Source organism: Xanthomonas sp. DAR 80977, assembly GCF_041240605.1.
Taxonomy (GTDB): Bacteria; Pseudomonadota; Gammaproteobacteria; order Xanthomonadales; family Xanthomonadaceae; genus Xanthomonas_A; species Xanthomonas_A bundabergensis.
Genome location: NZ_CP162487.1, coordinates 1,360,295 through 1,387,048 on the forward strand (window position 1 = coordinate 1,360,295; position 26,754 = coordinate 1,387,048).

Consider the following 26,754-nt stretch of genomic DNA (forward strand, 5'->3'; position numbering starts at 1 on the left):
GGCAGACGGCGCGAGTATAGGCGTGGTGCCGGGGAATGCGATGGCAGGGCGCGATCGGGGTGGGGCCGGAACGGTCACGGCATGGCCGCGGCAAGCGGCCCGCCGCGGCCCGATCCGAGGCGCCGGGCCGGTCGCGGGCCGGCTTCCCGCTCGCGCCGGACCGGTGCTTTTGCGCCGCCGCCCAGGGTCGGCGACAATATGCGGCCCGTCCGTACCATTCCGGCCGCCATCCAAGGGCCCGGATCGCTGCGGGACGGTCGTTCCTCTTCCCACGGTGACGCATGAATTTCCACGAATACCAGGCGAAACAACTGTTTGCCGACTACGGCATCCCGGTCCCGGCCGGACGCGTCGCGTCCACGCCCGAAGAAGCCGTCGAAGCGGCCAATGCCCTGGGCAATGGCCCCTGGATGGTCAAGGCCCAGATCCATGCGGGCGGCCGCGGCAAAGCCGGCGGCGTGAAGTTCTGCAAGACCACCGACGACGTCAAGGCCGCTGCGGCCAAGATGCTCGGTACCTCGATGGAGACCTACCAGTCCGCTGGCGTGGCCCTGCCGATCAGCCTGGTGCTGGTCACCGAGGCCGGCGAGATCGCCAAGGAGCTGTACCTGTCGGTGCTGGTCGACCGCGGCACCCAGTCCATCACCTACATCGCCTCGTCGGAAGGCGGCGTGGACATCGAGCAGGTCGCAGCCGAGACCCCCGAGAAGATCCAGACCCTCAACGTCAGCTTCGTCGAAGGCCTGCAGCCCTACCAGGCGCGCGAGATCGGCTTCAAGCTCGGCCTCACCGCCAAGCAGGCCAACCAGCTGGCCAAGATCATGGGCGGCCTGTACACCCTGTTCAACGAGAAGGACCTGGCGCTGGTCGAACTGAACCCGCTGGCGATCCTGGACAGCGGCGACCTGTACGCGCTCGACGGCAAGGTCAACTCCGACGACAACGCCACCTTCCGCCACAAGGATCTGGCCGCCATGCGCGACAAGACCCAGGAAGACGAGGCCGAAGTGCGCGCCAGCGAGTACGACCTGAACTACGTGACCATGGACGGCAACATCGGCTGCATGGTCAACGGCGCCGGCCTGGCCATGGCCACCATGGACGTGATCGCGCTCAACGGCGGGTCGCCTGCCAACTTCCTGGACGTCGGCGGCGGCGCCACCAAGGAGCGCGTGACCGAGGCGTTCAAGCTGATCCTGTCCTCGGACAAGGTCAAGGCGATCTTCGTCAACATCTTCGGCGGCATCGTCCGCTGCGACATGATCGCCGAGGGCATCATCGCCGCGGTCAAGGAAGTGGACGTCAAGGTGCCGGTGGTGGTGCGTCTGGAAGGCACCAACGTCGAAGCGGGCAAGAAGCTGCTGGCCGAATCCGGCCTGGCCATCACCCCCGCCGACGACATCAACGACGGCGCCAAGAAGGCCGTCGCGGCCGTCGCTGCCTGAACCCACGAGACTAGGAAGAATTCATGTCTGTTTTGATCAACAAGAATACGAAAGTCATCGTGCAGGGCTTCACCGGCCAGCAGGGGACTTTCCACGCGACCCAGATGGTCGAGTACGGCACCCAGGTGGTCGGCGGCGTGACCCCGGGCAAGGGCGGCACCAAGCACATCGACCTGCCGGTGTTCAACACCGTGCGCGAAGCGGTCGACGCCACCGGCGCCGACGCGTCGGTGATCTACGTGCCGCCGCCGTTCGCGGCCGATGCGATCCTGGAAGCGGCGGCGGCCGGCATCAAGGTCATCATCTGCATCACCGAGGGCATCCCGGTGCTGGACATGCTGCGCGTCAAGAACGTGCTGAAGGCGCACCCGGACGTGACCCTGGTCGGCCCGAACTGCCCCGGCGTGATCACTCCGGGCGAGTGCAAGATCGGCATCATGCCGGGCCACATCCACATGCCGGGCAAGATCGGCATCGTGTCGCGTTCGGGCACGCTGACCTATGAAGCGGTCAAGCAGACCACCGCGGCCGGCCTGGGCCAGTCCACCGTCATCGGCATCGGCGGCGACCCGATCAACGGCCTGAACTTCGTCGACTGCCTCAAGCTGTTCAACGAAGACCCGCAGACCCTGGGCATCATCATGGTCGGCGAGATCGGCGGCGACGCCGAGGAAGCCGGCGCCGAGTACATCAAGGCCCACGTCAAGAAGCCGGTGGTCGGCTTCATCGCCGGCGCCTCGGCCCCTCCGGGCAAGCGCATGGGCCACGCCGGTGCGATCGCCTCGGGCGGTGCGGGCACCGCGGCCGGCAAGTTCGCGGCGATGGAAGCCGCCGGCGTCAAGACCGTCCGCTCGCCGGGCGACCTGGGCGCGGCGATCGCGTCGCTGGTGAAGTAAGCAACGCAGCGGTCCGGTGTGCGGCGCGCCTGTGCCGCATGCGGGGACCGTGCGCCGGTGGCGGCGATGGTTGCCGCCGACGCGCGTCGAATCGGGCCCCGCGCAAGCGGGGCCTTTTTCGTGGCGCCATCGCCTCCGCTCGGCAGGCGGCGCAGCGGGCGTGCGCACCGTCATGGGCGCCGACGCCAGCCAGTATCCGAAGGTGGGAGCGACTTCAGTCGCGACGGGCGTTGCCGGTAGAGCCCGTCGCGACTGAAGTCGCTCCCACATCGCTCCTGGTGCTCCGATGCGCCCTGGCGCAGTCGCAGGCCCGATCGGATATGCCTTCCGGGTTCCATTCGTCCCTGGCTCGCCGCCACTGGTCACTGCCGCGGCCACCGCCATCCCTTGGGCGACGTGGGCGGCGAGGGCGCTGCGCATACTCGCCGCCACTTCAGGCAATGACAGGAGCGGCACCGGTGGGCAGCAGATGGCGGGCAGCGGTATGCGGTGCGGGACTGGCGCTGGGCGTCGGCGGGATCTGCGCGGCGGCCCCGGGCGACTGGTCCAGCTATGCCGGCGCGCCCGGTGGCGGCCAGCATTCGCCGCTGACCCAGATCACCCCGGACAACGTGGGACGGCTGCGCATCGCCTGGTCGTTCCGCACCGGTGAACTCGGCGCGGGCCTGCCCGATCCGGAGCGGCGCCGCTTCGAGGCCAACCCGCTGGTGCTGGGCGGGCGCATGTACCTGGTCACCGGCACCGGCATCGCCTTCGCGCTGGACGCGGCCAGCGGCCGCGAACTGTGGTCGTTCGACGCCAAGGTCGCGCGCGGCAAGCACTACAGCGACCCGGCCTCGCGCGGGGTGAGTTTCTGGCGCGACGCGCAGGCCGTGGACGGCGCCTGCCGCGAGCGCATCGTGTTCGGCACCCTGGACGCGCGACTGGTCGCGCTGGACGCCGCCGACGGTCGGCCCTGCGCCGGGTTCGGCACTGCCGGCAGCATCGACCTGCGGGCCGGGATCGACGTGCAGGACAGGCCCGGCGACGCCTGGGCCAACTATGCGGTGACCTCGCCGCCGCTGGTGGCCGGCGACGTGCTGGTGGTGGGCAGTTCGATCGGCGACAACCGCGGGCATGCGCTGGAGCAGGGTGTGGTGCGCGGCTACGACGCGCGCAGCGGCCGCGAGCTGTGGCGCTGGGACCCGGTGCCGCGCGACCCGGCCGCCACGGCCGCGGCCGGCTGGCAACCGGCGCAGGCCGCCACGGTCGGCGGCGGCAACGCCTGGGCGCCGCTGGCGGTGGATCCGGCGCTGGGGCTAGTGTACGTGCCGACCGGCTCGGCCAGTCCCGACTACTACGGCGGCGAGCGGCTCGGCGACAACCGCGACGCGAATTCGCTGGTGGCGCTGGACCTGCACAGCGGGCGCCGGGTGTGGGCGCAGCAACTTGTGCATCACGACCTGTGGGACTACGACCTGGCCTCGCAGCCGGTGCTGGCCACGGTGCAGACCGCGCAGGGTCCACGCGAGGCGGTGCTGCAGGCGACCAAGACCGGCTTCCTGTTCGCCTTCGACCGCCGCGACGGCAGCCCGGTGTTCCCGATCAGCGAAGTGCCGGTGCCGGCGACGGACGTACCCGGCGAGCGCGTCTCGCCGACCCAGCCGATGCCCGAGCCGGCGCTGCGGCTGGCGCGGCATACGCCGCTGACCGCCGCCGATGCCTGGGGGGCGACCCCGGGCGCGCGCCGCGAATGCGCCGCGCTGATCGCCGGGTTGCGTTCGGAAGGCCTGTTCACCCCACCCAGCGTGCGCGGCACGATCGCGCTGCCGGGCTGGGCCGGCGGGGTGAACTGGGGCGGCATCGCGGTGGACCCGCAGCGCCAGCTGGCGATCCTGCCGGTGTCGGACCTGCCGATGCAGGTGGCGCTGATCCCGCGCGCGCAGTTCCGCGACAGCGACCACGCGCGTTATCCCGACCAGCAGTTCAACGACATGCAGGGCACGCCGTACTACATGCGCCGCGGCATGCTGGGCTCGTCCGGCGGCGTTCCCTGCGTCAAGCCGCCGTGGGGACGGCTGGTGGCGGTGGACCTGCGCACGCGCAAGATCGCCTGGGAACGCCCGCTCGGCACGCTGGAAGAGCGGCTGCCGTGGCTGCCGCTGGACGTGGGCACGCCGCTGCTCGGCGGCGCGGTGACCACCGCCAGCGGCCTGACGTTCATCGCCGCGGCCGCCGATTCGCGCCTGCGCGCGCTCGACAGCGCCAGCGGCAAGACCCTGTGGGACGCCAAGCTGCCCGCCGGCGGCCAGGCCACGCCCTCGGTCTATGCGGTCGGCGGGAAACAATACGTGGTGATCGCCGCCGGCGGCCGCGAGGGCATGGGCACGATGGGCGACTACGTGGTCGCCTATACGCTCGATGGCGAGGGCAAAGAGGTGGTGTTCCAGCACGGCGTGGCCGCGCGCATGGCGACGCTGGGCCTCGTCGCGCTGGTGCTGCTCGCGGGCGTGGTGGCGCTATGGCGGCGCTGGCATCGGCTGCGTCGTGCGGGGGCTGGGAGTCGCGGCAACGGATGAGGCGATGCGCGACAGGTCGCTCCTTTCTTGTGGGAGCGACTTCAGTCGCGACGCGCGGTCTGTCAGCGACTGGCTTCGGAGCCAGTCGGGACTGAAGTCCCTCCCACAGTGCACCCCGCCGGCTCCCGGCACACCACCCGTTGTAGGAGAGGCTTCAGCCGCGACACGGAGCCGGCCGGCGGCCGGCTTCGGACACCGTCGGGACTGAAGTCCCTCCCACAGTGCACCCAGTCGGCCCCGGGCACACCACCCGTTGTAGGAGCGGCTTCAGCCGCGACACGAAGCCGGCCGACGGCCGCTTTCGGATACTGTCGAGATGAAGTCCCTCCTGCGGTGCACCCAGCCGGCACGCTGCGCGTTGTGGGAGCGACTTCAGTCGCGACGCGGGGCCGGTCAGCGCGCCGGCTTCGGGTCGGGACCGGAATCCTTGCCGCCGTGCATCCCCTCGCGCGGCATGGCGCGAGCATGACTCAGGCGTCGGCCGCGGTACGGTGCGGCGCTACACTGCGCAGTGCCGGTGTACTGATGCGTCGGATCCGTTGCTGCCGGCGCTGTCTGCTCGGCGCGGCCGGGCCTCCGCGCGACCGCGACGCGGCTTCTTCCTCCCGCCCCTGCAAGGTTGTCCATGTCTTCGTCTTCTTCCCTTCGCATCGCCATGGCCCAGTTCGATTTCCCGGTCGGCGCCGTCGCCCAGAACACCGACCGGATCGTCGCGATGATCGAGGAGGCGCGCGACGAATACGGCGCCGACATCGTGCTGTTCCCGGAGCTGGCGGTCAGCGGCTATCCGCCGGAGGACCTGCTGCTGCGGCCCGGCTTCCTCGCCGATTGCGAACTGGCGGTGCAGCGCATCGCGGTGCGCGTGCACGGCATCGTCGCGGTGGTCGGCTGGCCGCAGAGCGCCGGCAGCGTGGTCTACAACGCGGCCAGCGTGCTGCGCGGCGGGCAGATCGAAACCACCTACCGCAAGCGCGAACTGCCCAACTACGCGGTGTTCGACGAGCGCCGCTACTTCGACGTCGATCCGGACGGCGGCAGCTGCGTGTTCGAGGTCAAGGGCACGCCGGTCGGGCTGGTGATCTGCGAGGACCTGTGGTTCCCCGAGCCGCTGGCCGATACCGCGCGCCATGGCGCCGAACTGGTGCTGGTCCCTAACGCCTCGCCGTACGAGCGCGGCAAGCACGCGCAGCGCGATGCGCTGCTGGCCGAGCGCACCCGCGAGACCGGCGTGGCGCTGGCCTATCTCAACGTGGTCGGCGGCCAGGATGCGCTGGTGTTCGACGGCGCCTCGGTGGTCGCCGACGGCGACGGCAGCGTGCATCCGGCCGCGGCGGCATTCACCGACCAATGGCTGGTGGTGGACTACGCCACGCAGGCGCGTGCGTTCACCCCGTTGCGCTGGATCGACGACGGCGACGAGAGCATGGATGCGCTGGCCTGGCGCGCGGTGGTGCGCGGGCTGCGCGACTATTGCGGCAAGAACCGCTTTTCCAAGGTATGGCTGGGCCTGTCCGGCGGCATCGACTCGGCGCTGGTGCTGGCGATGGCGGTGGACGCGCTGGGCGCGGACAACGTCACCGCGGTACGGCTGCCGTCGCGCTACACGGCCGAGATGTCCAACGACCTGGCCGACGAGCAGTGCCGCGCGCTGGGGGTGAAGCTGGAGACGGTGGCGATCGAGCCGGCGTTCGAGGGCCTGCTGCAGGCGCTCAGCCCCCTGTTCGAAGGCACCCAGCCCGACGTCACCGAAGAGAACCTGCAGTCGCGCAGCCGTGGCGTGATCCTGATGGCGCTGGCCAACAAGTTCGGCGGGCTGCTGCTGACCACCGGCAACAAGAGCGAGTACGCGGTCGGCTACGCCACCATCTACGGCGACATGTGCGGCGGCTATGCGCCGCTGAAGGACCTGTACAAGACCGAGGTGTTCGGCCTGGCGAAGTGGCGCAACACGGTGGGCGGCGCGCCGGTGATCCCGCCGGCGGTGATCGCGCGGCCGCCGTCGGCAGAGCTGCGCGCCAACCAGACCGACCAGGATTCGCTGCCGCCCTACGACGTGCTCGACGGCATCCTGTACCGCTACGTCGACCAGGAGGAATCGCGCGACGAGATCGTCGCCGCCGGCTACGCCGCCGAGGTGGTCGATCACGTGGTGCGGCTGGTGCGCATCACCGAATGGAAGCGGCACCAGGCCGCGCCGGGACCGAAGGTGTCGCGCCGCGCGTTCGGCCGCGAGCGGCGTTATCCGATCACCAACGGGTATCAGGCGTAGGCGGGAGCACGGCGTCGCGGTCTCGCGGCGTTCGCTGCGTAGCGAGCCCTCTGGTTGTGTTCTGTCGGGTGGAGGTCGCGGCTGAAGCCGCTCCTACAGGGAGCGGTTTCCGGTCCGCCCGCCGTTACAGCGGCTGCAGCAGCCGCAACCCGAACGCATCGCCCTGCGCATTCCAGCCGTGGCTGACCCGCAGCCCGGCGGCCGCGGCCATCTCGCCGAAACTCTGGTCGCTGTACTTGTGGCTGTATTCGACCTGCATGGCTTCACCGGCGGCGAAGTCGAAGCGCTGCCCGGCCACGTGCACCTGCTGCGCGCGCTGGCTGACCAGGAAGGTCTCGATGCGCTGGCGTTCGCGCGAATACACCGCGCGATGGCGGAACTGGTCGAGGGCGAAGTCGCTGCCGATCTCGCGATTGAGCCGGCGCAGCAGGTTCACGGTGAACTCGGCGGTGATGCCGGCCGCGTCGTTGTAGGCCGCTTCCAGCACCGACACGTCCTTGATCAGGTCGATGCCGATCAGGGCGCAGCCGTCGTGGCGCATGGTCTCGCGCATCGACGCCAGCAGCCTGATGCCGTCGTCGCGGGTGAAGTTGCCCAGGGTGGAGCCGGGGAAGAACACCAGGGTGCGGCGCGCGCTGCGCTGCGGCGCCGGCAGCGCCACCGGGGCGGTGAAGTCGGCGCAGACCGGCAGCATCTGGATGCGCGGAAAGCGTTCGGCCAGGCGCGCGGTGCTGGACATCAGCATGTCGCGCGAGATCTCGATCGGGGTGTAGGCCACCGGCTCGCGCAGGCCTTCCAGCAGCAGTTCGGTCTTGCGTCCGCTGCCGCTGCCCAGTTCCACCACGTGCGCACCGAGACCCACCGCCTGCGCGATCGACGGCATCCGCGCTTCCAGCAGGCTCAGCTCGGTGCGGGTCAGGTAGTACTCGGGCTGGCGGGTGATCGCCTCGAACAGGCGCGAGCCCTCGGCATCGTAGAAATACTTGGACGGCAATTGCTTGGGGCTGCGCGACAGGCCGGCGATCGCATCGGCGGCGATGTCGTCCGGCTGCGGATGCAGGTCGGTGAGCGCGGCTTCGGTCAGGGCGCGGGCGGTGGCGGCGTTCATGCGGGATCCTTGGCCAGGCGCACGCCGGCGAATTGCCAGCGCGCATCGGAGGGGAAGAAATTGCGGTAGCTGGCGCGGATGTGGTCGTGCGGCGTGGCGCAGCTGCCGCCGCGCAACACCCACTGCGCGTTCATGAACTTGCCGTTGTATTCGCCCAGCGCGCCCGCCCACGGGCGGAAGCCGGGGTAGGCCAGGTAGGCGCTGCCGGTCCATTCCCAGACATCGCCGAACAACTGCTGCAGGCCGGCCTCGGCCGGCGCGGCGGACTGCGGGTGCAGCGCATCGGCGTCGACGAAGTTGCCGGCGATGGCCACGCCGGTGGCGGCCTGTTCCCATTCGGCTTCGGTCGGCAGCCGCGCGCCGGCCCAGCGCGCATAGGCGTCGGCCTCGAACAGGCTGATGTGGCAGACCGGCGCATGCGGATCGCGCTCGCGCCAGCCGCCCAGGGTGAACTCGCGCGCGCCGTCGGCATGCCAGTACAGCGGCCGTTGCCAATCCTCGGCGTTGCGCCGCGCCCAGCCGTCGCTGAGCCACAGGGCGACGTTGCGGTAGCCGCCGTCGGCGACGAACGCGGCGTACTCGGCATTGCTCACCGGGCGGCTGGCCAGCGCATGCGCCGGCACCAGCACGCGGTGCCGCGGCGATTCGTTGTCGTAGGCGAACCCGGCGTGCGCCGGCCAGCCGGGGGCGCCGATCTCGCACAGCTGCTCGTCGCGGTGGATCCAGCGCAGCGCGGTGGCCGGTGCATGCGCCATTGCCAGGTCGTGGCGATAGGCCGGGGCCAGCGGATTGCTCCAGAACGCGTGCTTGATGTCGGTCAGCAGCAGTTCCTGGTGCTGCTGCTCGTGGTGCAGGCCCAGTTCCAGCACCTGCAGCGTCTGCGCCGACAGGTCGCCGGCCTGCAGCCGCGCCAGCACCCGCGCCTCGACCTCGGCGCGGTAGTCGCGCACCTGCGCCATGGACGGGCGCGACAGCAGGCCGCGGCGCGGCCGCGCATGCATCGGGCCGACGCTCTGGTAGTAGCTGTTGAACAGGTAGTCCCACTGCGGATCGACCGCGCGGTAGCCGGCGTCCGCGCCCAGCACGAAGCGTTCGAAGAACCAGGTGGTATGCGCCAGGTGCCATTTCGCAGGACTGGCGTCGTCCATGCTCTGCACCATCGCGTCCTCCTCGCTCAGCGGCGCGGCGAGGTGGCCGGTGCGCTGGCGGACGCTGCGGAAACGCGCCGCCAGCGGCACGGCGGACGCTGCGGGCGTGGGGGATGCCGCCGGAGAGGTCGCTTGCATCCGGCAAGCTTAGGGGAAGACCGTGAACATGCCGTCATGCGCAATGGAACGTCGCGTTACGCTAGTGCCTGTTCATGCGAATGGGGCAGGCCTCGCCCCGCTCGCGCCAACCGGCCGCAACGCGCATGTCTCCAGCAGTCCCTCGCAACGCATTCATGTCAGCATCCGCGGGAGCGACGGCCCCGCTCGACCTCGCCGAGGCGGCGCAGGCCTTCGTCCTGCCCGACGGGGTGCGCTATCTGGACACCGCCAGCAAGGGGCCGCGGCTGGCCAGCGTGCTTGCCGCGGGACAGGCGGCGCTGGCCGATTCGATCGCGCCATGGACGCTGTCCTTCGACGCCTGGCGCGCGCAGATCGAGACCTTGCGCGGCCTGGCCGCGGCGACGCTGTTCGAAGACGACGTCGACGGCGTGGCGATGCTGCCGTCGGCCGCCTACGGCCTGGCCACCGCGGCGCGGCAATTGCCGCTGGCGGCCGGCGAGGCGGTGTTGCTGCTCGACGGCCAGTTCCCGTCGAACCTGTTGCTGTGGCAGCAGCGCTGCGCCGAGACCGGCGCGCAGTTGGCGGTGGTGCGGCGCGGACCCGGGCAGGACTGGACCGAGGCGGTGCTGGCGGCGCTGGACGCGCAGCCGCGGGTGCGCATCGCGACGCTGCCCAATGCCTACTGGCGCGACGGCGCGCTGCTGGACCTGGACCGCATCGCCGCGCGCGTGCATGCGGCCGGCGCGGCGCTGGTGCTGGACCTGAGCCAGAGCCTGGGCGTGCTGCCGGCGCGGCTGGCGGCGTGGCGGCCGGACTTCGTGGTCGCGGTCGGGCACAAGTGGCTGCTCGGGCCGATGGGGCTGGCCTGGCTGTGGGCGGCGCCGCATTGGCGTGCGCACGGCGTGCCGATCGAGCATCACTGGCAGGCCCGCGATCCCGGCGCCGACTGGCATTTCCCGGTCGAGGCACCGCCGCCGTTCCGCGCCGGCGCGCGCCGCTTCGATGCCGGCGGTGTCGCCGAGCCGCTGCGGCTGGCGATGGCCACCGCGGCGCTGCGTCAGCTGCAGCATTGGCAGCCGGCGCGGATCGCGGCGCGGCTGGGCGAGCTCGGTGCGGCGTTCGAGGATGAGCTGCAGGCGCAGGGCGCCGGCGACTGGACCGTGCCCGGGCATGCGCCGCACCTGAGCGCGCTGCGCCCGCCGGCACCGGCCATGCAGGCCTTGCTGCCGTGGCTGCAGCGCGCGCAGGTGATCTGCACGCATCGCCATGGCGCGTTGCGCATCGCGCCATACCTGCAGCTGACGCCGGAGGCGATGCGCGGGCTGGCGCGGGAGATGGTGGCAGCGGCGCGGGGGTGAGCGCTGCATTCGCGAAACGCGTTCGCGGTGCTTGCATGGAGGAGAGGCTCTGGGTGGCCTCGGGCCGTCAGCCCCGACGGTGACTGGAGGGGGAGGTCCGCCGCTTCGTTCGTCGCGACTGAAGTCGCTCCCACAGGGGCTTGCGGGGAGCTTGCTGGGTGCGTTGTGGGAGGGGCTTCAGTCCCGACTGTGGCCGGAGCCTGGGAGGTTGGCCGCTTCGTTCGTCGCGGCTGAAGCCGCTCCTACAGGGCTTGCGGCACGCCGGCTGGGTGCACTGTAGGAGGGGCTTCAGCCCCGACAGGATCCGAGCCGCTCGGCGATCGATGCCGTCTTGCGGCCAACGGTCCGAAGCCAGCCTGAGACGCTTCCACAGTGGCAGGCGTTCCGGGTGCCCGCGCCGCGTCCGCCTCAGCGGCGCGCCGCCAGGCGCAGGCCGCGCGGGGTCAGCCAGCGCTCCAGTCCCTCGAACAGCGCCTGCACCAGCAGCGCGAGCGCCGCCGCCGGAACCGCGCCTTCCAGGATCAGGCCGATGTCGTCCAGGCGGATGCCGGTCAGGATCGGCTGGCCGTAGCCGCCGGCGCCGATCAGCGCGCCCAGCGTGGCGGTGCCGACGTTGATCACCGCCGCGGTCTTGATCCCGGCCAGGATGGTGCGCAAGGCCAGCGGCAGTTCGATCCGCCACAGCCGCGTGCCGGGCGGCAGGCCGATCGCCGCGGCGGTTTCGCGCAGTTCGCGGGCGATGCCGGTCAGGCCGGCATGGGTGTTGCGCACGATCGGCAGCAGGCTGTACAGGAACAGCGCGGCGATCGCCGGCTTGGCGCCGATGCCGAACAGCGGGATCATGAACACGAACACCGCCAGCGAGGGCAGCGTCTGCAGCACGCCGGTCAGCGACAGCACCACCTGGCCGAGCCGCGGCCGGTAGGCGGCGACGATGCCCAGCGGCAGCGCCACCAGCAGGGCCAGGCCCAGCGACAGGCCGACCAGCGCGAGGTGTTCGCGGCTGCGTTGCAGCAGGCGCGCCAGCCGGCTGTCCTGCGCCGGTTCCGCGACGCCCAGCCACTGCGCGGCGATCGCGCTTTCGGCGCGCTTGTCCAGTTTCGCCTCGGCGTTGAGCCGTTGCATGGTCGCCGCGTCGATGCGCCCGCCCAGGCCATCCAGCGCCTGCACGAAGCGCGGCGCGCGCTGCGCCAGGTCGCTGCGATACAGGAACACCGCGGCGTAGCGCGGAAAGTAGCGGCGGTCGTCCTGCAGCACCAGCAGGTCGTGCGCCGGGATCTCGGCGTCGGTGCTGTACAGGTCGGTGATGTCGATCGTGCCGCTGTCCAGCGCGCGATAGGCCAGGTCGTGGTCCAGCCCGGTCGGGGTCTGCGGCAGCCGGTAGGCCGCGCGCACCCCGGGCCAGCCGTCGGCGCGCGACACGAACTCGTTGCTGAGCCCGAGCTTCAGCGACGGATGCGCGGCCAGGTCGGAGATGCGGGCGATGCCCAGCGCCTGCGCGCGCTGCCGGCGCATGCCGAACGCATAGGTGTTGTCGAAGCCCAGCGGTGCGCTCATCGCCAGGCCGTGCGCGGCCAGGGCGCGGCGCAACGCGGCATCGTCGGCGTCGGGCAGCTGCAGCAGTTCCGTGGCCAGGGTGCCGGTGTATTCGGCGTAGGCGTCGATCGAACCCTGCTGCAGCGCGCGCCACAGGATGCGGGTGCCGCCGAGCTGGCGCCGGTGTTCGACCTGCACGCCGGCCTGGCGCCCGGCGCCGGCGGCGATCTCGCCGAGCACCACCGCCTCGGTGAAGTTCTTCGAGCCGACCACCACCTTCGCCGGCGCCGCCATCGCCAGGCCGCAGAGCAGGGCGAGCAACGCCGCGAGCACGAGGCGCGCGCCCGCGCGGCGGCGCGTCGCGGCCATCACCGCGCGTCCTGCAGCGTGCGCTGCGCGTGCAGGAACTGGCCGACGAACGGCTCGGCCGGCGCATCCAGCAGGTCGCGCGCGCTGCCTTGCTGCACGATGCGGCCGCTGCGCATCAGCACCAGGGTGTCGCCCAGGTAGGCGGCCTCGGCGACGTCGTGGGTCACCAGCACCACGGTCTTGCCGAGCAGCGCGAACAGCTCGCGCATCTGCGTCTGCAGTTCGTGGCGCACGACCGGGTCGAGCGCGCCCAGCGGTTCGTCCAGCAGCAGCACCGGCGGGTCCAGCAGCAGCGCGCGGATCAGGCCGACACGCTGGCGCTGGCCGCCGGACAGTTCGGCCGGATAGCGCGCCAGCAGCGCGTCGGGCAGGCGGCACAGCGCGGCCAGTTCGTGCAGCCGCGCGTCGATCCGCGGCTGCGCCCAGCCCAGGGTCTGCGCCAGCAGGGCGGCGTTGTCGCGCGCGCTCAGGTGCGGGAACAGCCCGCCTTCCTGGATCACGTAGCCGATGCGGCGGCGCTGCGCCAGCAGGGTGGCGCGACGCAGCGGTTCGCCCTGGAAGCGCACCTCGCCGGCGTCCGGCCATTCCAGCCCGAGCAGCATGCGCAGCACGCTGGACTTGCCGGCGCCGCTGGGGCCGATCAGCGCGGTGCTGCGGCCGGGGGCGATGCGCAGATCGACCCTGTCCAGTGCGAGTGCGTCGCCGTAGCGGCGGGTGACCTGATGCAGTTCGAACATGCGGCCAGCATAGCCGGGCCGCGCCGTGCGGTGCGCGAAGGCAGGCGTCGGCGCGGTCGCCGGCTCAGTCGGCGAAACCGGTCAGCAGCTCCAGCGTCGGCTTCGGCCGCGCCAGGTCGTACATCAGGCCGAAGTGGCCTTCCACGCCCTGCAGGTCGGTCTGGTCGAGCAACTCGTAGAGGTTGATCTCGGCGACCACGTCGGCGTAGTCGCTCTGCAGCGTGCGCACGATCTGCGCCACGCTGTCGTAGCAGGCGCCGTCGCCGGCATGGCCGCCGTCGGTGTTGCCGGCGTAGACCTCGGCGCAGTTGACCTCGTTGAAGAACACCTTGCCGCCGTATTTCTGCGCCGCGCCGCGCATCTGCCCCAGGTACAGGTCCATCCAGTAGCCGCGGTCGTGGTGGAACGGGTAGTAGTGGAAGCTGATGTGGTCGAAATCGAAGCCGGAGGCCTTGGCCATGTCCAGGAACCACAGCGAGCCGCGGCGATCGCCGGGGCAGCGCGCGTTCGCCGACTGGTCGTCGCTGTTGCAGGCGGTGATGTTGATGGTGAATTCCAGGCCGGCGCCGAGTTCGTCCGAGGCCTGCTTCATGCCGCGGTACATCGCGGTCATCGCATCGATGCGCGCCTGCGCGCCATCGCGGCTGTAGTCCTGCTCGTTGCCGATTTCCCACAGCTTGATGTCGGCGGCGTAGCGCCGCGCCAGCTGGTAGCCGATCTCGCGCGACATCGGGTACACCATCGGCCGCAGCGCGATGCGGTACTGGCGCGACAGCGCCACCAGCCGGTCGAGCACGGCGAAGTTGCGCGGGTCCACGTCGAAGCGGTAGCTGCGCAGGTTGCGCTGGTCGAGCAGCCGGAACACGGCCTTGGCCTGGCTGAGCGGATAGGCAGGGCGGTCGTCGTGGCCGTTGACGCCGAACACGATGGCCGGCGCCGCGGCGCTGCGCTCGGCGGCGCCGGCGGGCAGGGCGCCGGCGACGAGGGCGCAGGCCAGGAGCCGGGACAGCGGGAGCAGGGGGAGCTTCGGCATGGCAGGTCTCCTGACTGGCCGGCACGCGTGGAGCGCGGGGGCGGGTCGGCCGAGCCTAGCAAGCGGCCGCTGCGGCAGGCGCATGCCGGCCGAGCGCTGCACCACAGATCGCGGAACTGGCGCATGCCGCCGGCGGCGGGGCCGCCCATCGCAAGCGGAGCGCAGCATGGCAACGGATCGCGGCGTCGCCTGCAGGCCGACCGGGCCGGGCGCGAGCGCGGCGCCGGTCCAGCCAGGCGAACCCGCGTGCGGAGACGGTCGCCGCCAAACGCAACAGGGGCCTTGCGGCCCCTGTCTGCTTGCATCCGTCAGCGTGGCTCAGCGCGCCATCTGCGAGTTGGCCTGCCCGGTGGAGGCGGACTTCTCGCCGGCGAACGGGTTGAGCTTGCGGATCATCCACGGGTACTTCGGCCAGTGGCCGGTCAGCCACGGGTGCTTGGGATCGTTGAGTTCCAGCACCCGGCGCGCGTCGTCGGCCAGCGGCTTGTTGCCCAGATGGGTATAGGCCTCGGCCAGGACCGCCACCGCGTCGTACTGGTAGGCGCTCTGCGGGTAGGTCTCCAGCAGGTAGGTGGCGCGGCCGGCGGCCGACACCCAGGCGTCGCGGCGCAGGTAGTACAGCGCGTTGTCCAGTTCGTGCTGGGCGAACACGTTGCGCAGCGCGATCATGCGCTGGCGCGCGTCGGGGGCGTAGCGGCTGTTCGGATAGCGCTCGGCGACGATGCTGAAGTCGGCATAGGCCTGCTGCGGCGTGGACAGGTCGCGGCGGCTCGGGTCCAGCGACCACACCCGGCGCAGGAACACCGTGTCGCGGTTGCCGTTGGACAGCCCGCGCAGGTAGTACATGTAGGCGATGTTGCGGTGGGTCGGGTAGGTGCGGATGAAGCGGTCGATGCTGGACACCGCGTCGTCGTGCTTGCCGGCCTTGTACTGGGCGTAGGCGCTCTCGATCATCGCCTGCTCGGTGTACTGGCCGTAGGGGTACTGCGCGATCAGGCGCTTGAAGCTGCCCTCGGCGCCGGCCCAGTTGCCGGTCTCCATCTGCGTGTGCGCCTTCTGGTACAGCTGCTCCACCGGCATCCCTTCCTCGGGATTCTTGTTCTTCTGGCGGTGGCAACCCGTTGCCACGACGACCATGACCAGCATCAGGGCGATGAAACGGACGTGCGCGGAGAGCGGGACGGAGCGTCGGATCATGGGTTCGGGCAGGACACGTCAGGAATACGAAGGGGCGATGATAGCCTAGTGGCCTGTCCGGCGACTGACTACGGCCGCCGCGACCCTCCCTTTCCGACGTAGCCGTGCCTTTTCCATGCCCAATACCCTCCCGGACACCCCCGAGGACGACGCTTCCGACGGCCCGCGCCAGGCGCGCGTGCCCGACCAGGCCGCCGGCCGCCGCTTCGACGCGGTGCTGGCCGAGCTGTTTCCCGAATTCTCGCGTTCGCGCCTGGCCGAATGGATCAAGTCCGGCGATGCGCTGCTGGACGGGGCCCAGGCGCGGCCGCGCGACGCCCTGCGCGGCGGCGAGATCGCCAGCCTGCACGCGGTGCTGGAGACCCAGACCCATGCGCTGCCGGAGGACATCCCGCTGGAGGTGCTGTACGAGGACGACCAGGTCATCGTGCTGAACAAGCCGGCCGGGCTGGTGGTGCATCCGGGCGCCGGCAACCCCAGCGGCACCCTGGTCAACGCGCTGCTGTACCGCGATCCGTCGCTGGCGGCGCTGCCGCGCGCCGGCATCGTGCACCGCCTGGACAAGGACACCAGCGGCGCGATGGTGGTGGCGCGGACCCTGCCGGCGCACACCTCGCTGGTGGCGCAGCTGTCGGCGCGCGACGTGCACCGCCAGTACCTGGCGGTGGTGGCCGGGCCGCTGGTCTCCGGCGGCACCGCCAATGCGCCGATCGACCGCCACCCGCGCGACCGCCTGCGCATGGCGGTGCGCGAGGACGGCCGCGACGCGGTCACCCACTACCGGCTGCGCGAGCGCTTCCGCGCGCATACCGCGCTGGAGTGCCGGCTGGAGACCGGGCGCACCCACCAGATCCGCGTGCACATGGCGCACCTGAAGCACCCGATCATCGGCGACCCGCTGTACGGCGGCCCGCTCAAGCTGCCCAAGGGCGCGACCGAGGAACTGATCGCCGAACTGCGCGGCTTCAAGCGCCAGGCGCTGCATGCCGAGACCCTGGAGTTCAAGCACCCCACCCATGGCGAGCCGGTGCGCGCCACCGCCGCGGTGCCGGCCGACCTGCAGCGCCTGCTGGCCGCGCTGCGCACCGATTCGCGGCTGGCCGCCGAGCAGGCGCGGCGCTGAGCATGGCGGCGCTGTCGGGCCAGACCGCGACGCGCGCCGGCAGGGCTGGCGCCTTGGCGGCGGCGCGCGCGCGCTGCCTGCCCGGATTCCATCCCACTTGCGCGGTGGGCGCAGCGCGCCCGGCCGGTGGCGCTGCGCTGCGTTCGGCGGCACCGTTCGCCTGCGCGGACGTCGCTGGATTGCCACGGGGCGCACGCGCATGAGCGACTTCGCGCTCGTCGCCGACTGGCCGGCACCGCCGCGGGTGCAGGCGCTGACCACGCTGCGCCACGGCGCCGGCGCCTCGGCGGCGCCGTTCGACCGCTTCAACCTGGGCAACCGCAGCGCCGCCGACGGCGACGACCCGGCCACGGTGCAGCGCAACCGCGACGAACTCGCCGCGCGCCTGGCGCTGCCGTCGCCGCCGCACTGGCTGCGGCAGGTGCACGGGGTGCAGGTGCTGCGCTTCGAGCGGCCGCCTGTCGCGGTCGGCATCGACGCCGAGCCGACCGCCGATGCCGCGGTCACCGCGGTGCCCGGCGTGGTGCTGGCGATCCTGACCGCCGACTGCCTGCCGGTGGTGTTCGCCGCCCGCGACGGCAGCGAGGTCGGCGCCGCGCATGCCGGCTGGCAGGGCCTGGCCGGCGGCGTGCTGGAAGCCACCGTGGCCGCCTTGCGCACGCCGCCGGCGCAGCTGCAGGCCTGGCTGGGGCCGGCGGCCGGGCCGCAGGCCTACGAGATCGGCGCAAACGTGCGCGATGCCTTTCTCGGTCACGATCCGGCCGCGGCCAGCGCCTTCGCCGCCACCCGCCCAGGGCACTGGCGGGTGGACCTGTATGCGCTGGCGCGGCAACGCCTGGCCGCAGCGGGGATCGACCCGCGGCACGTGCACGGCGACGGCCTGTGCACGATCACGGATGCGCAGCGCTTCTTTTCCTATCGCCGCGACCGCCGCAGCGGGCGCATGGCGACGCTGGCGTGGATCCAGGACTGAGCGCACCGCTGTTCGCGCGACTGCTGGGGCCGGCGTTCGCGCGGCTGCCGCCGGCGCTGCGCACGCTGCATTCGGTACCACGGCGGCAGCGCTACGTCGGCCAGGCCGCGGTCCGCCGCGGCCGGCATCCGCTGCTGCCGCTGTGCGCATGGCTGGCGCGCCTGCCGCCGGCCAGCGCCACCCTGCCGGTCGAGGTGACCTTCAGCGCCGATGCGCGCGGCGAGCGCTGGCAGCGCCGTTTCGGCGCGCATGCGATGCCGTCGCGGCTGTGGCTGCAGGACGGGCGGCTGCGCGAGCGGCTGGGCGCGCTCGAGTTCGAATTCGCGCTGCGCGTGGACGATGCGGCGATCGTCTGGCGCGCCACCCGCGCCTGGGCGTTCGGCGTGCTGCCGTTGCCGCGGCGCTGGCTGGCCGGCGTGCAGTGCCGCGAAAGCGAACGCGATGGCCGCTATGCGTTCCTGGTCGATGTGGCGCTGCCGTGGATCGGCCCGTTCATCCGCTACGAGGGCTGGCTTGAGCCGGCCTGATCGCCCTGATGCCGCCGCTCCGGCGGCGGACGCCGACAGCGCGATCGTCGTGTTCGACGGCGTGTGCCTGCTGTGCAGCCGCTGGGTGCGCTTCCTGCTGCGGTTCGACCGCCGTGGCCGCTACCGGTTCGCCTCGATCCAATCGGCCAGCGGCCGCGCCTTGCTGGTCCGCAATGGGCTGGATCCGGACGACCCGCTGTCGTTCCTGTTGCTGACGCCGCAGCGTGCGTTGACCGATTCGGACGCGGCGATCGGCGTGATCGCCGGCCTCGGCGGCGCATGGCGCATCGCCGCCGTGCTGCGCCTGCTGCCGCGGCGCTGGCGCGATGCCGGCTACCGGGTACTGGCGCGCAACCGCTACCGCTGGTTCGGCACCTCCACGCAGTGCTTCCTGCCCGATCCGCAGCAGCGGTCGCGCTTTCTGGAGTGAGCGCGGCGGGCGATGGCCGCGCGGTCGAATCGCCCGGCGTGCCGCGAACAAGGCGTCCAAACGCGCGCTGACCGCTTGCCTGGCCGCACGCAGGTGGCTGGGCTTCCACATCCGGTGCATGCAGGGGCGCGACTGCGCCGATTCACAAGCCGATGCTTGCCGCGTTCTTGTCGGAGCGGCGCGCATGCAGTGCGCGGAACCATCAGCTCATGGATCTTCTTTTCCTGTTGTTGTTGCTCACGCAGTGGCGCCGGCCGCCTGCGGTGGTCAGCGCCATGGAGACGCCGCCCGGCCCACCATCACCGCAGAGGAACGCTCCCATGCCCAACGCCACGCCCTTGCCGCTGATCAAGCCGGCCAATTGGCTGTTCTCCAGCATCGATATCGATACTGCCGCCTATGCGTTCTCGGCGGTGCAGCTGCCCAGCACCTACTACATGCTCGGCAATGGACCCTTCATCCGCCTGCGGCCGTTGCACAAGTCCGGGTTCGGCATCTTCGAGAAGGACACGCGCATCGTCGGACTGTATGCCGGCCGCTGGAACGCGCAAATGAACTTCGGTCAGAACGTGCAGAACAATGCGGGCATCCTGTACCGGGAGCTGGGCACTTCGGCGGGCGACATCGCCAACAATCTCGCGCAGTTGCAGCAGGTCACCTTGAGCACGGCGCAGATCATCAACCAGAACACCGCGCAGAATCCTCCCGCCCTCAACGATGCCGTCGTGTTCGTCGACGCCGGCCCGCTGGCGGGCACGATCTGGGGCGGCGACGCGCAGAAGACCGCCAACCGCTATGCGCCGCTCAGGGTGGTCGATGCCCGCAATGCGGGCACCAACGCGCATACGGGCCATCCGTTCGCCACGCGCGACGCGGTGCAACAGTTCTATGCCGACCACTATCCCGGCGTGCTCGGCCAACTGATGTTGCTGGGGCAGTCGCAACAGTCCTTCGCGATCGACCTTGCGCCGAAAGGGCGGCGCTTGCCGGTCGTCGTCCATAGCGACCTGCAGTACTTCGCGCAGGACATGTTCGAGAGCCGCGACGAGCAGCTCGATTTTCTGCGCAACCTGTACATGAGCTTCGTCTGAGCCGCACCGCGACGATCGCGCCAGGCTTCGCGCCGCGGCCCGCTCGCCGCTCCGCGGCAGCGCATGCGCGCCGGCTCAGCCGGCGCCGCGCACCAACCGGGCGACCTTGCCGCCACCCGGCTGCCCGCGGCCCGGCTCGATCCGGAACACCGCCACCGCGGTGGCCAGGCCGCCGGCCTGTTCTTCCATGCTGCGCGCGGCGGCGGTGGCTTCCTCGACCAGCGCGGCGTTGCGCTGGGTCACCTCGTCCAGCTGCATCACCGTGCGGTTGACCTGTTCGATGCCGCTGGACTGCTCGGCGCTGGCGGCGCTGATCTCGCCGATCAGGCCGGTCACGCGCTGCACCGCGCCGACGATCTCGTGCATGGTGGCGCCGGCGCGGTTCACCAGTCCCGAGCCTTGCGTCACCTTGTCCGTGGCGTCCTCGATCAGGCTCTTGATCTCCTTGGCCGCATCCGCCGAACGCTGCGCCAGCGAGCGCACTTCCGAGGCGACCACGGCGAAACCGCGGCCCTGCTCGCCGGCGCGCGCGGCTTCCACCGCGGCATTGAGCGCGAGGATGTTGGTCTGGAAGGCGATGCCGTCGATGACCCCGATGATCTCGCCGATGCGCCGCGACGAGGCGCTGATCGCGCTCATCGTGGCGACCACCTCGTCCATCACCTTGCCGCCGGACTGGGCGATCTCGCCGGTGCTGTGCACCAGGCCGTTGGCCTGCTGCGCGTTGTCGGCGTTCTGTTTCACCGCCGAGGTCAGTTCCTCCATCGAGCTGGCGGTCTCCTCCAGGCTCGCCGCCTGCTGCTCGGTGCGGTCGGACAGGTCGGTGTTGCCGGCGGCGATTTCCATCGAGGCGCGGCGGATCGTCTCGACCGCGCCCTGGATGCCGACGATGATCTCGGTGAGCTTGGCCACGGTGCGGTTGGTGTCCTCGCGCAGCCGCGCGAACACGCCCTGCGCGTCGCCGTCGACGCGATGGGTGAGGTCGCCTTCGGCCAGCGCGGCCAGCGCGCTGGCCAGCGCCGCCAGGTTGCTCTCCACCGAATCGGAGATGCGGTTGACGCCCTCGGCCAGCGCCTTGAGCACGCCGTCCATCGCCGCGGTGTCGATGCGGCGGCTGAAGTCGCCGTGCGCGGCGGCCTCGATCACCGTGGTCAGCGCCTGCTCGGCATTGACCTGCGCGGTCACCTCTTCCCACTGCGCGATGGTGCCGAGGCGCACGCCGTCGGCGCTGTCGATCGGGCTGTAGACGAAGTCGATCTGGCGGCCGAAGAACGGCGCGCGCACGCGCTTGGAGCCGGTCAGCGCGCGCATGCGCTCGATCGCGGCCTGGCTGTCCGGGTAGATGTCGCCGATGCTGCCGCCGACGAACTGCTCGGCGCGGAACTCGGGGCGGAAGCGCTGCACGTCCGGCTCGATCGCGCGCAGCATCTGCAGCAGCTTGCGGTTGGCGAAGTGCACGCGGCCGTCGTCGTCGGCGATGCGGACCATGGTGTCCAGGTCGTCCAGCGCCTGGATCACGAAGCGGCCGTGGCGCAGTTCGGCCTCGGTCTCGGCCTGGCGTGCGGCCAGCCGCGCCTGTGCGGTCTGCAGCGCGCGCAGCAGCGCGCCTTCGGCATCGTTGCCGGCCGGCTCGAGGCGTTGTTCGAAGCGGCCTTCGCCCAGCGCCTGTACCGCCTGCACGGCGCGTTGCAGCGATGGCGCCGCGTGCCGCGCGAGGGCCCAGTACAGCGCCGCCGCCAGCAGCGCCGCGGCGACCAGCGCCGGCGCCAGGCGCGCCAGCGCCGGTCCGTTCGGCCCGAGCTGGCGGCCGAGATGCAACGCGTACAGCGCCATCGCCAGCAGGCCCAACGCATAGGCCAGGGCGAACAGCAGCGCGCGCGGATGCAGGCGCGTGCTGCCGGCCGGGCGGAGAGGTGGGGCGTCTGGCAAGGTCATGGCGGCTACCGGCTGGGAAGCATCAGAGCAGTCCATTCACGTCGGCGATGCTTCGTGAATGTGCTCTCCAGTATCGGCCCGCAGCCTCGCCGGCTTGACCTCGGCGCCGACCGTTCGTCGGAAAGGCAGCTGAATAGGCGAGCTAGGTCGCTGAAAATCCTGATTTTTTTGTTGCGGTGCAATAAGCCGCGCGGCACCGGCACCGGCCGCGGCCGCTGTCGCCAGCGGCGCGGTCGCGCGCGCCCGTCGCCGTTGGCGGCGGCAGCTTCCGGCGGACACAGGACCGGCCGTCTTGCGACGGCCGGCCGGGGGCGAGCGGAGCAGCAACGCGGGCGGTTATTTCGCCGCCGCGGCGTCCGGCAGGGTCCAGGCGATCACGCTGTCGCCGGGCTTGGTTTCCATGCGGTCGTGGCCGCCGATCGCGGCGACGATGTACTGCTTGCCGTCGACCGTGTAGCTCAGCGGCGCGGCCTGCGGGCCGGCCGGCACCCGCACTTCCCACAGCAGCTTGCCGGTCTGGGTGTCGTAGCCGCGCAGGAAGTTGTCCAGCGCGGCGCCGATGAAGGTGACGCCGCCGGCGGTGGCCAGCGAGCCGCTGTTGTTCGGCGTGCCCAGCTCGAACTTCATCTTCGACGGGATGCCCATCGGGCCCTGGTCGTAGCCGGTGCCCAGCGGACGCCGCCAGATCACCTGCTGGGTGCGCAGGTCCACGCCGGAGATGTAGCCCCACGGCGGGGCGATGCACGGCGTGTTCAGCGGCGACATCCACGGTTCCTTGCGCGCGCCGTAGGCCAGGCCTTCCTGCGCCATGTAGCCGGGGGTCTTGCTCTTGCCGTTGAACACCGAGACCACGCCCAGCTCGTCCATCTTCTGCCGCGGGTACACGTTCTCGGTGTACGGCAGGCGGTTGCTGTTCATCACCATGATGCCGCGCTGCAGGTCCACCGACACGCCGCCCCAGTTGATGCCGCCGTGGTTGCCGGTGAACGACAGCGAGCCGCCCAGGCTGGGCGGGGTGAACATGCCCTGGTAGCGCAGCTGCTTGAACTGGATGCGGCAGGCCAGCTGGTCGAACGGGGTGATGCCCCAGGCGTCGGATTCGACGATGGTCTCGTAGCCCTTGCTCGGCGCGCCGACGGTGTTGGGCATGCCCGGCGACACCGGCTGGGTCTTGGCGGTCCAGTCGCCGTGGTCGGTGCCCTGCGGCACCGGCAGTTGCTGCACCGGCATGATCGGCTTGCCGGTCTCGCGGTCGAGCACGAACACCTGGCCGGACTTGGTGGCCTGGATCACCGCCGGGCGCGTGCCGCCGCCGGGGACCGGGAAATCCACCAGGTTCGGCTGCGGGCCGATGTCGTAGTCCCACAGGTCGTGGTTGACCGTGCGGAAGTGCCAGCGCTCCTTGCCGGTGGCCGCGTCCACGGCGACCAGCGAGGCGGTGTATTCCTCTTCCTGCGGGGTGCGGCCCTTGCCGAAGAAGTCGCCGGAGGCGTTGCCGGTGGGCAGGTAGACCAGGCCCAGCTCGTCGTCGGCGGCCATCAGCGACCACACGTTCGGGGTGGAACGGGTATAGGTCTGCCCGGCCGGCGGCGCGGCGTCGATCGCCGGGTTGCCCAGGTCCCAGGCCCAGCGCAGCTGGCCGCTGACCGCGTCGAAGGCGCGCACCACGCCCGACGGCGCATCGCGTTCCTGGCCGTCGCGGACCTGGCCGGTGGGCTGGATCACCACCCCGCGCATCACCACCGGCGGCGAGGTCGGGCCGACGAAGCCGGGCTTGGTGTTGCCGGTGTCCTTGTTCAGGTCGACGTAGCCGTGGTCGCCGAAGCTCTCGCACAGCTTGCCGGTGGCCGCGTCGAGCGCGCCCAGGCGGCCATCGACCATCGGCCAGAAGATGCGCTTGGCGCATTCGGCGACCGGGGTGGTGGCCTCGAAGTAGGACACGCCGCGGCAGGTGGTGGCGGCGACGCCGGCCATCGCCTTGGGGTTGGTCTTGGGGTCGAAGCGCCAGCGCTCCTTGCCGGTCGTGGCCTCGACCGCGATCACCTTCTGCGTGGGCGTGCAGATGTAGACCAGGTCGCCGACCTTCAGCGGCGTGTTCTGGAACGCATAGCCGAGCTTGGAGCCGGCCGGCTTGAGGTCGCCGGTATGGAATTCCCAGGCGATCTTCAGGTCCTTGACGTTGGCCGGGGTGATCTGCGCGCCGGGGCTGTAGTGGTTGGACAGGTTGGAGCCGGCATAGGCGGTCCAGTTGCCGGCGTCGTGGTTGGCGGCGACGTTGCCGTCGGGGCTGTTCACCGTGGCGCGGCTGAACGCGGCCTGCGGCCGCTGCGCGGCCAGCGCGGGGTCGGCCAGCTCGATCGTGCGCGGGAACAGCAGCGGACCGAACACCAGCAGTGCGCCGAGCACCGGCAGCACGCCGGCGACCAGCGCGTAGCCCAGCCCGGACAGCGGCGCCAGGCGCCGGCGTGCCACCTTCCAGAACGGCAACAGCAGCAGGCCGAGCACCGAGATCATCGCCAGGCGCGGGATCAGCGCCCAGCCGTCGAGGCCGACTTCGGCCAGCGCCCAGGCGATGGTCGCGGCCAGGGTCAGGCCGAACAGCCACAGCCCGGCGCGCCGGCCCAGGGCCAGCAGCACGCCGGACGCGGCCAGGGCGAGGCCGGCCAGCAGGTAGTACCAGGAGCCGCCGACGGCGACGAGTTGCGCGCCCATGGCGGCCAGGGCGGCGCCGATCAGGGCGATGACCACGGCATAGGCGACGAACAGCCAGGTGCCGGGTCCGTGTTGCGGGGAATGAGCGGTCATGGAATCGGGTCTGCAGGAGATCCGGCGGCGCCGCGCTGGCGCGTGGGGATCGTGGAGGGGAACTGGGCGCTGGTTCGGCCGCATCGGCGGCGACCTGGCGCACAACGACCACGCCGCGCTCCCCTCCCAGGGTATCGACGCGCGGCGTATTGGGGCGCAATTTTAAAGCAAGCCGCGTGCGCAGTCCGTGACCTGACAGAACCTTGCGTCCTGCGCTTGCGCTGTGGTGCCTGCCGCGCTGCGTGGGCAGGCGGGCTCCGCTCGGCGCGGCGCTGAGCGGGGCGAGCGCGCTGCATGGGCGCAGTTTCAAGGTCCTGAGGGGCGCCGGGCGGTGAGGTCGGACCGAACCGTTCGTCCTGATCGGCGCGATGCGGTGCATGCGGTCGGAGTGGGATCGGCGTCACCCGGGCCGTGACGGTACGCCGTGCGGTGCGTCGTCCGCGTGGCCTGCCCGAGGCCGGAGGATGCTCCATGCGCGGGCAGCGCCAAGCCGGTTCAGTGCGCGCGCGTCGCCTCGCAGGGGCGGGCGATCAAGCTGTTTACAGCGTGGCTGCGCCCATGCTCTATGCTCCAGCCACGTTGCGCCGACCCGAGAAGGATCTTCGATGGCCAATCCGCCGAGCGTTCGACTCCCCAGCGATCCGCTGCATCCCGACCACGAGATGTACCAGCGCCTGCTGAGCGGCGTCCAGGATCTGCATCGCGGCACGCCCGAGCAGAATGCCAACCTGGCGGCTGCCCTGTACGCCGATGTCCGCACGCGGCAACCGCATATGGCGGCGCGCGATATCGGCCAGGTGGTGGCAAGCGATCCGGGTGCGCGACACCCGTCCGTGCTCGCACTGCCCAGGGCCGGTTACCACACGCACGATCCCGATCCAGCGGCATTGCGATTCGGCGCGCCGCTGGAAGCCGCCTCGCGGCCCGCGCCGCAATCGCTGGCGCCGTTCGGACGCGCAACCACCATCGGCCAGGACGGCTTCCTGACCGATCCGGGCATCACCCGCACGCCGGTCGCAAGAATCGAACATGGCGCCATGCCGCAGGTGAACGGCATCGTGCTGCACCGGACCGACTCGAATACCGCGGCGGGCACGCTGAATACCTGGCGGACGCGTGCGGACGCGACGGGTGCCCACTTCCTGATCGACACCGACGGCACCATCCACCAGACCGTCAGCGTCGACCGGCAGGCCTGGCACGTGGGCCCGGTGCGCTCGCGCGGCGAAGTGGAGGGGACGATCACGCCGGGCGACCAGCGCGAACTCGATGCCGCCAGGGGCACGACGCCCGAGTGGCAGGCGCCGGCGGTGCGGGCGGTCAGCGGCGTCGAATCCACGCGGCCGTATCCCGAGCGCTATCCGACCAACGGCGACAGCGTCGGGATCGAGGTCGTCGGCCGCTACAACGCGGCAACGCAGGCATGGGACCCGCCGACCGCCGCGCAGAGGGCGTCCATTCAACGGCTGGTGGGAACGTTGCAGAACAACTTCGGGCTAAACGACCATGACGTGTATCAGCACGATGTCATTTCGCGCAAAACCCCCGGCGAAGGCGCAGGCCTTTATACGCCTGCCGTGCCTGCTGCTCCTGCTGCCGATGCTCCTGGGGTGTCACCCGCAGGCCCGAGCCGATAGCCGCAGGCCGGAGCTGAGCGTCATCGAGATCTCGAAGGCGGTCTACCGGCCTGCGCCAGGCGCCGCCAGGCTGGCCAAGGAGGAGGCGATGTGCAGCGCCTGGTCGCTGGACCGGACGCAGGCGCAATCCTTCTTCGGCCTGAGCAGGGAACTGCGCGAGGGAGAACTGCACGACTTCGACTGGTTGCCCTGCTCGATCAAGGGCCGCGTGCAGGCGCAGGGACGCGTCTGGGAGTTCGAGATCAATGCCGCGGGCACCAGCACCTGGCGCAACGGCGACCAGGCGCGGATGCTGGGATGCTCGCAAGCTGCGTGCGAGCCGTTCGTGCTGTTGATGCCGGATGGCGGCGGGCAGTAGTCGCGCAAGCCCGTCCGGATCGCTTCGAAACCTGATTCGCAATCTCCACGCCCCGCATCCGCCACGGCCACTCGCCGTCGAACCGCGGCTCGTGCGAGGCG

At 71.2% G+C, this 26,754-nt stretch carries 20 protein-coding genes; 12 read left to right on the forward strand and 8 right to left on the reverse strand.

From position 1 onward, the window contains the following. The first annotated feature begins 281 nt into the window (after positions 1-281). From sucC to AB3X10_RS05795, 4 genes are all read left to right on the forward strand, one after another. A complete protein-coding gene (gene sucC / locus AB3X10_RS05780) occupies positions 282-1,445 on the forward strand; it encodes an ADP-forming succinate--CoA ligase subunit beta (protein WP_369979846.1) in 1,164 nt (387 codons plus the stop codon). A gap of 23 nt (positions 1,446-1,468) precedes the next feature. After that, positions 1,469-2,341, forward strand: coding sequence for a succinate--CoA ligase subunit alpha (gene sucD / locus AB3X10_RS05785; RefSeq protein ID WP_369979848.1), 873 nt, complete (start codon positions 1,469-1,471; stop codon positions 2,339-2,341). 458 nt (positions 2,342-2,799) lie between these two features. Further along, positions 2,800-4,899 (forward strand): pyrroloquinoline quinone-dependent dehydrogenase, encoded by a 2,100-nt coding sequence (locus tag AB3X10_RS05790; RefSeq protein WP_369979850.1) that lies wholly within the window; start codon positions 2,800-2,802, stop codon positions 4,897-4,899. 625 nt (positions 4,900-5,524) lie between these two features. Then, a complete protein-coding gene (locus AB3X10_RS05795) occupies positions 5,525-7,168 on the forward strand; it encodes an NAD+ synthase (RefSeq protein ID WP_369979852.1) in 1,644 nt (547 codons plus the stop codon). A 124-nt stretch (positions 7,169-7,292) separates the two neighbouring features. Here the strand turns inward: AB3X10_RS05795 and egtD are convergent, their stop codons facing one another. Continuing rightward, complete coding sequence (gene egtD / locus AB3X10_RS05800; RefSeq protein WP_369979854.1) at positions 7,293-8,276, reverse strand: L-histidine N(alpha)-methyltransferase; 984 nt, start codon at positions 8,274-8,276, stop codon at positions 7,293-7,295. Beyond that, positions 8,273-9,562, reverse strand: coding sequence for an ergothioneine biosynthesis protein EgtB (gene egtB, locus AB3X10_RS05805; RefSeq protein ID WP_369979856.1), 1,290 nt, complete (start codon positions 9,560-9,562; stop codon positions 8,273-8,275). Before egtB ends, egtD begins: the two co-directional genes overlap by 4 nt. Positions 9,563-9,717: 155 nt before the next feature. Here egtB and AB3X10_RS05810 point away from each other — a divergent pair, with 155 nt between their 5' ends. Next, positions 9,718-10,902, forward strand: coding sequence for an aminotransferase class V-fold PLP-dependent enzyme (locus AB3X10_RS05810; protein ID WP_369979858.1), 1,185 nt, complete (start codon positions 9,718-9,720; stop codon positions 10,900-10,902). 408 nt (positions 10,903-11,310) lie between these two features. On the opposite strand, the gene AB3X10_RS05815 is transcribed toward AB3X10_RS05810, so the two are convergent. From AB3X10_RS05815 to AB3X10_RS05830, 4 genes are all read right to left on the reverse strand, one after another. Continuing rightward, a complete protein-coding gene (locus AB3X10_RS05815) occupies positions 11,311-12,732 on the reverse strand; it encodes a glycine betaine ABC transporter substrate-binding protein (RefSeq protein ID WP_369981672.1) in 1,422 nt (473 codons plus the stop codon). A gap of 74 nt (positions 12,733-12,806) precedes the next feature. Then, a complete protein-coding gene (locus tag AB3X10_RS05820; RefSeq protein ID WP_369979859.1) occupies positions 12,807-13,544 on the reverse strand; it encodes an ATP-binding cassette domain-containing protein in 738 nt (245 codons plus the stop codon). A gap of 64 nt (positions 13,545-13,608) precedes the next feature. Then, the gene (locus AB3X10_RS05825; protein ID WP_369979861.1) at positions 13,609-14,577 is read right to left on the reverse strand and encodes a hypothetical protein; all 969 of its coding nucleotides are present in this window, start codon (positions 14,575-14,577) and stop codon (positions 13,609-13,611) included. A 318-nt stretch (positions 14,578-14,895) separates the two neighbouring features. Beyond that, positions 14,896-15,774 (reverse strand): outer membrane protein assembly factor BamD, encoded by an 879-nt coding sequence (locus AB3X10_RS05830; protein WP_369979863.1) that lies wholly within the window; start codon positions 15,772-15,774, stop codon positions 14,896-14,898. Between the two features lie 115 nt (positions 15,775-15,889). Here AB3X10_RS05830 and rluD point away from each other — a divergent pair, with 115 nt between their 5' ends. The 5 genes from rluD to AB3X10_RS05855 all read left to right on the forward strand — a co-directional run bounded on the left by rluD (position 15,890) and on the right by AB3X10_RS05855 (position 19,918). Continuing rightward, positions 15,890-16,897: a 23S rRNA pseudouridine(1911/1915/1917) synthase RluD gene (rluD, locus tag AB3X10_RS05835; RefSeq protein ID WP_369979865.1), complete on the forward strand. Its 1,008-nt coding sequence runs from the start codon at positions 15,890-15,892 to the stop codon at positions 16,895-16,897. Between the two features lie 199 nt (positions 16,898-17,096). Further along, complete coding sequence (pgeF, locus tag AB3X10_RS05840) at positions 17,097-17,870, forward strand: peptidoglycan editing factor PgeF (RefSeq protein ID WP_369979867.1); 774 nt, start codon at positions 17,097-17,099, stop codon at positions 17,868-17,870. After that, entirely contained in the window at positions 17,855-18,397 is a 543-nt protein-coding gene (locus tag AB3X10_RS05845; RefSeq protein ID WP_369979869.1) for a DUF4166 domain-containing protein, read from the forward strand. The genes pgeF and AB3X10_RS05845 overlap by 16 nt, the downstream gene beginning before the upstream one ends. Then, positions 18,384-18,827 carry a thiol-disulfide oxidoreductase DCC family protein gene (locus tag AB3X10_RS05850; protein WP_369979871.1) on the forward strand — a complete coding sequence of 148 codons (444 nt, stop codon included), beginning with the start codon at positions 18,384-18,386 and terminating at the stop codon, positions 18,825-18,827. The genes AB3X10_RS05845 and AB3X10_RS05850 overlap by 14 nt, the downstream gene beginning before the upstream one ends. Positions 18,828-18,979: 152 nt before the next feature. After that, on the forward strand, positions 18,980-19,918 hold the full coding sequence (locus AB3X10_RS05855) for a hypothetical protein (RefSeq protein WP_369979873.1): 939 nt from the start codon (positions 18,980-18,982) through the stop codon (positions 19,916-19,918). A 75-nt stretch (positions 19,919-19,993) separates the two neighbouring features. Here the strand turns inward: AB3X10_RS05855 and AB3X10_RS05860 are convergent, their stop codons facing one another. Together AB3X10_RS05860 and AB3X10_RS05865 are read right to left on the reverse strand one after the other, a co-directional pair. After that, a complete protein-coding gene (locus AB3X10_RS05860; RefSeq protein ID WP_369979874.1) occupies positions 19,994-21,853 on the reverse strand; it encodes a methyl-accepting chemotaxis protein in 1,860 nt (619 codons plus the stop codon). 336 nt (positions 21,854-22,189) lie between these two features. After that, positions 22,190-24,619 carry a membrane-bound PQQ-dependent dehydrogenase, glucose/quinate/shikimate family gene (locus AB3X10_RS05865; protein ID WP_369981674.1) on the reverse strand — a complete coding sequence of 810 codons (2,430 nt, stop codon included), beginning with the start codon at positions 24,617-24,619 and terminating at the stop codon, positions 22,190-22,192. A 644-nt stretch (positions 24,620-25,263) separates the two neighbouring features. Between AB3X10_RS05865 and AB3X10_RS05870 the strand changes: the two genes are divergently transcribed. Continuing rightward, positions 25,264-26,295, forward strand: coding sequence for a peptidoglycan recognition family protein (locus tag AB3X10_RS05870; RefSeq protein WP_369979875.1), 1,032 nt, complete (start codon positions 25,264-25,266; stop codon positions 26,293-26,295). Between the two features lie 88 nt (positions 26,296-26,383). Continuing rightward, entirely contained in the window at positions 26,384-26,653 is a 270-nt protein-coding gene (locus AB3X10_RS05875; RefSeq protein WP_369979877.1) for a hypothetical protein, read from the forward strand. The last annotated feature ends 101 nt before the right edge of the window (positions 26,654-26,754 follow it).

Excerpts from the sequence above, each read along its gene's own strand:
- sucC (WP_369979846.1), top strand. The coding sequence starts at position 282 with ATGAATTTCCACGAATACCAGGCGAAACAACTGTTTGCCGACTACGGC.
- sucD (WP_369979848.1), top strand. The coding sequence starts at position 1,469 with ATGTCTGTTTTGATCAACAAGAATACGAAAGTCATCGTGCAGGGCTTC.
- AB3X10_RS05795 (WP_369979852.1), top strand. The coding sequence starts at position 5,525 with ATGTCTTCGTCTTCTTCCCTTCGCATCGCCATGGCCCAGTTCGATTTC.
- egtD (WP_369979854.1), bottom strand. The coding sequence starts at position 8,276 with ATGAACGCCGCCACCGCCCGCGCCCTGACCGAAGCCGCGCTCACCGAC.
- egtB (WP_369979856.1), bottom strand. The coding sequence starts at position 9,562 with ATGCAAGCGACCTCTCCGGCGGCATCCCCCACGCCCGCAGCGTCCGCC.
- AB3X10_RS05810 (WP_369979858.1), top strand. The coding sequence starts at position 9,718 with ATGTCAGCATCCGCGGGAGCGACGGCCCCGCTCGACCTCGCCGAGGCG.
- AB3X10_RS05815 (WP_369981672.1), bottom strand. The coding sequence starts at position 12,732 with ATGGCGGCGCCGGCGAAGGTGGTGGTCGGCTCGAAGAACTTCACCGAG.
- AB3X10_RS05820 (WP_369979859.1), bottom strand. The coding sequence starts at position 13,544 with ATGTTCGAACTGCATCAGGTCACCCGCCGCTACGGCGACGCACTCGCA.
- AB3X10_RS05825 (WP_369979861.1), bottom strand. The coding sequence starts at position 14,577 with ATGCCGAAGCTCCCCCTGCTCCCGCTGTCCCGGCTCCTGGCCTGCGCC.
- AB3X10_RS05830 (WP_369979863.1), bottom strand. The coding sequence starts at position 15,774 with ATGATCCGACGCTCCGTCCCGCTCTCCGCGCACGTCCGTTTCATCGCC.
- rluD (WP_369979865.1), top strand. The coding sequence starts at position 15,890 with ATGCCCAATACCCTCCCGGACACCCCCGAGGACGACGCTTCCGACGGC.
- pgeF (WP_369979867.1), top strand. The coding sequence starts at position 17,097 with ATGAGCGACTTCGCGCTCGTCGCCGACTGGCCGGCACCGCCGCGGGTG.
- AB3X10_RS05855 (WP_369979873.1), top strand. The coding sequence starts at position 18,980 with ATGCTTGCCGCGTTCTTGTCGGAGCGGCGCGCATGCAGTGCGCGGAAC.
- AB3X10_RS05860 (WP_369979874.1), bottom strand. The coding sequence starts at position 21,853 with ATGACCTTGCCAGACGCCCCACCTCTCCGCCCGGCCGGCAGCACGCGC.
- AB3X10_RS05870 (WP_369979875.1), top strand. The coding sequence starts at position 25,264 with ATGGCCAATCCGCCGAGCGTTCGACTCCCCAGCGATCCGCTGCATCCC.
- AB3X10_RS05875 (WP_369979877.1), top strand. The coding sequence starts at position 26,384 with ATGTGCAGCGCCTGGTCGCTGGACCGGACGCAGGCGCAATCCTTCTTC.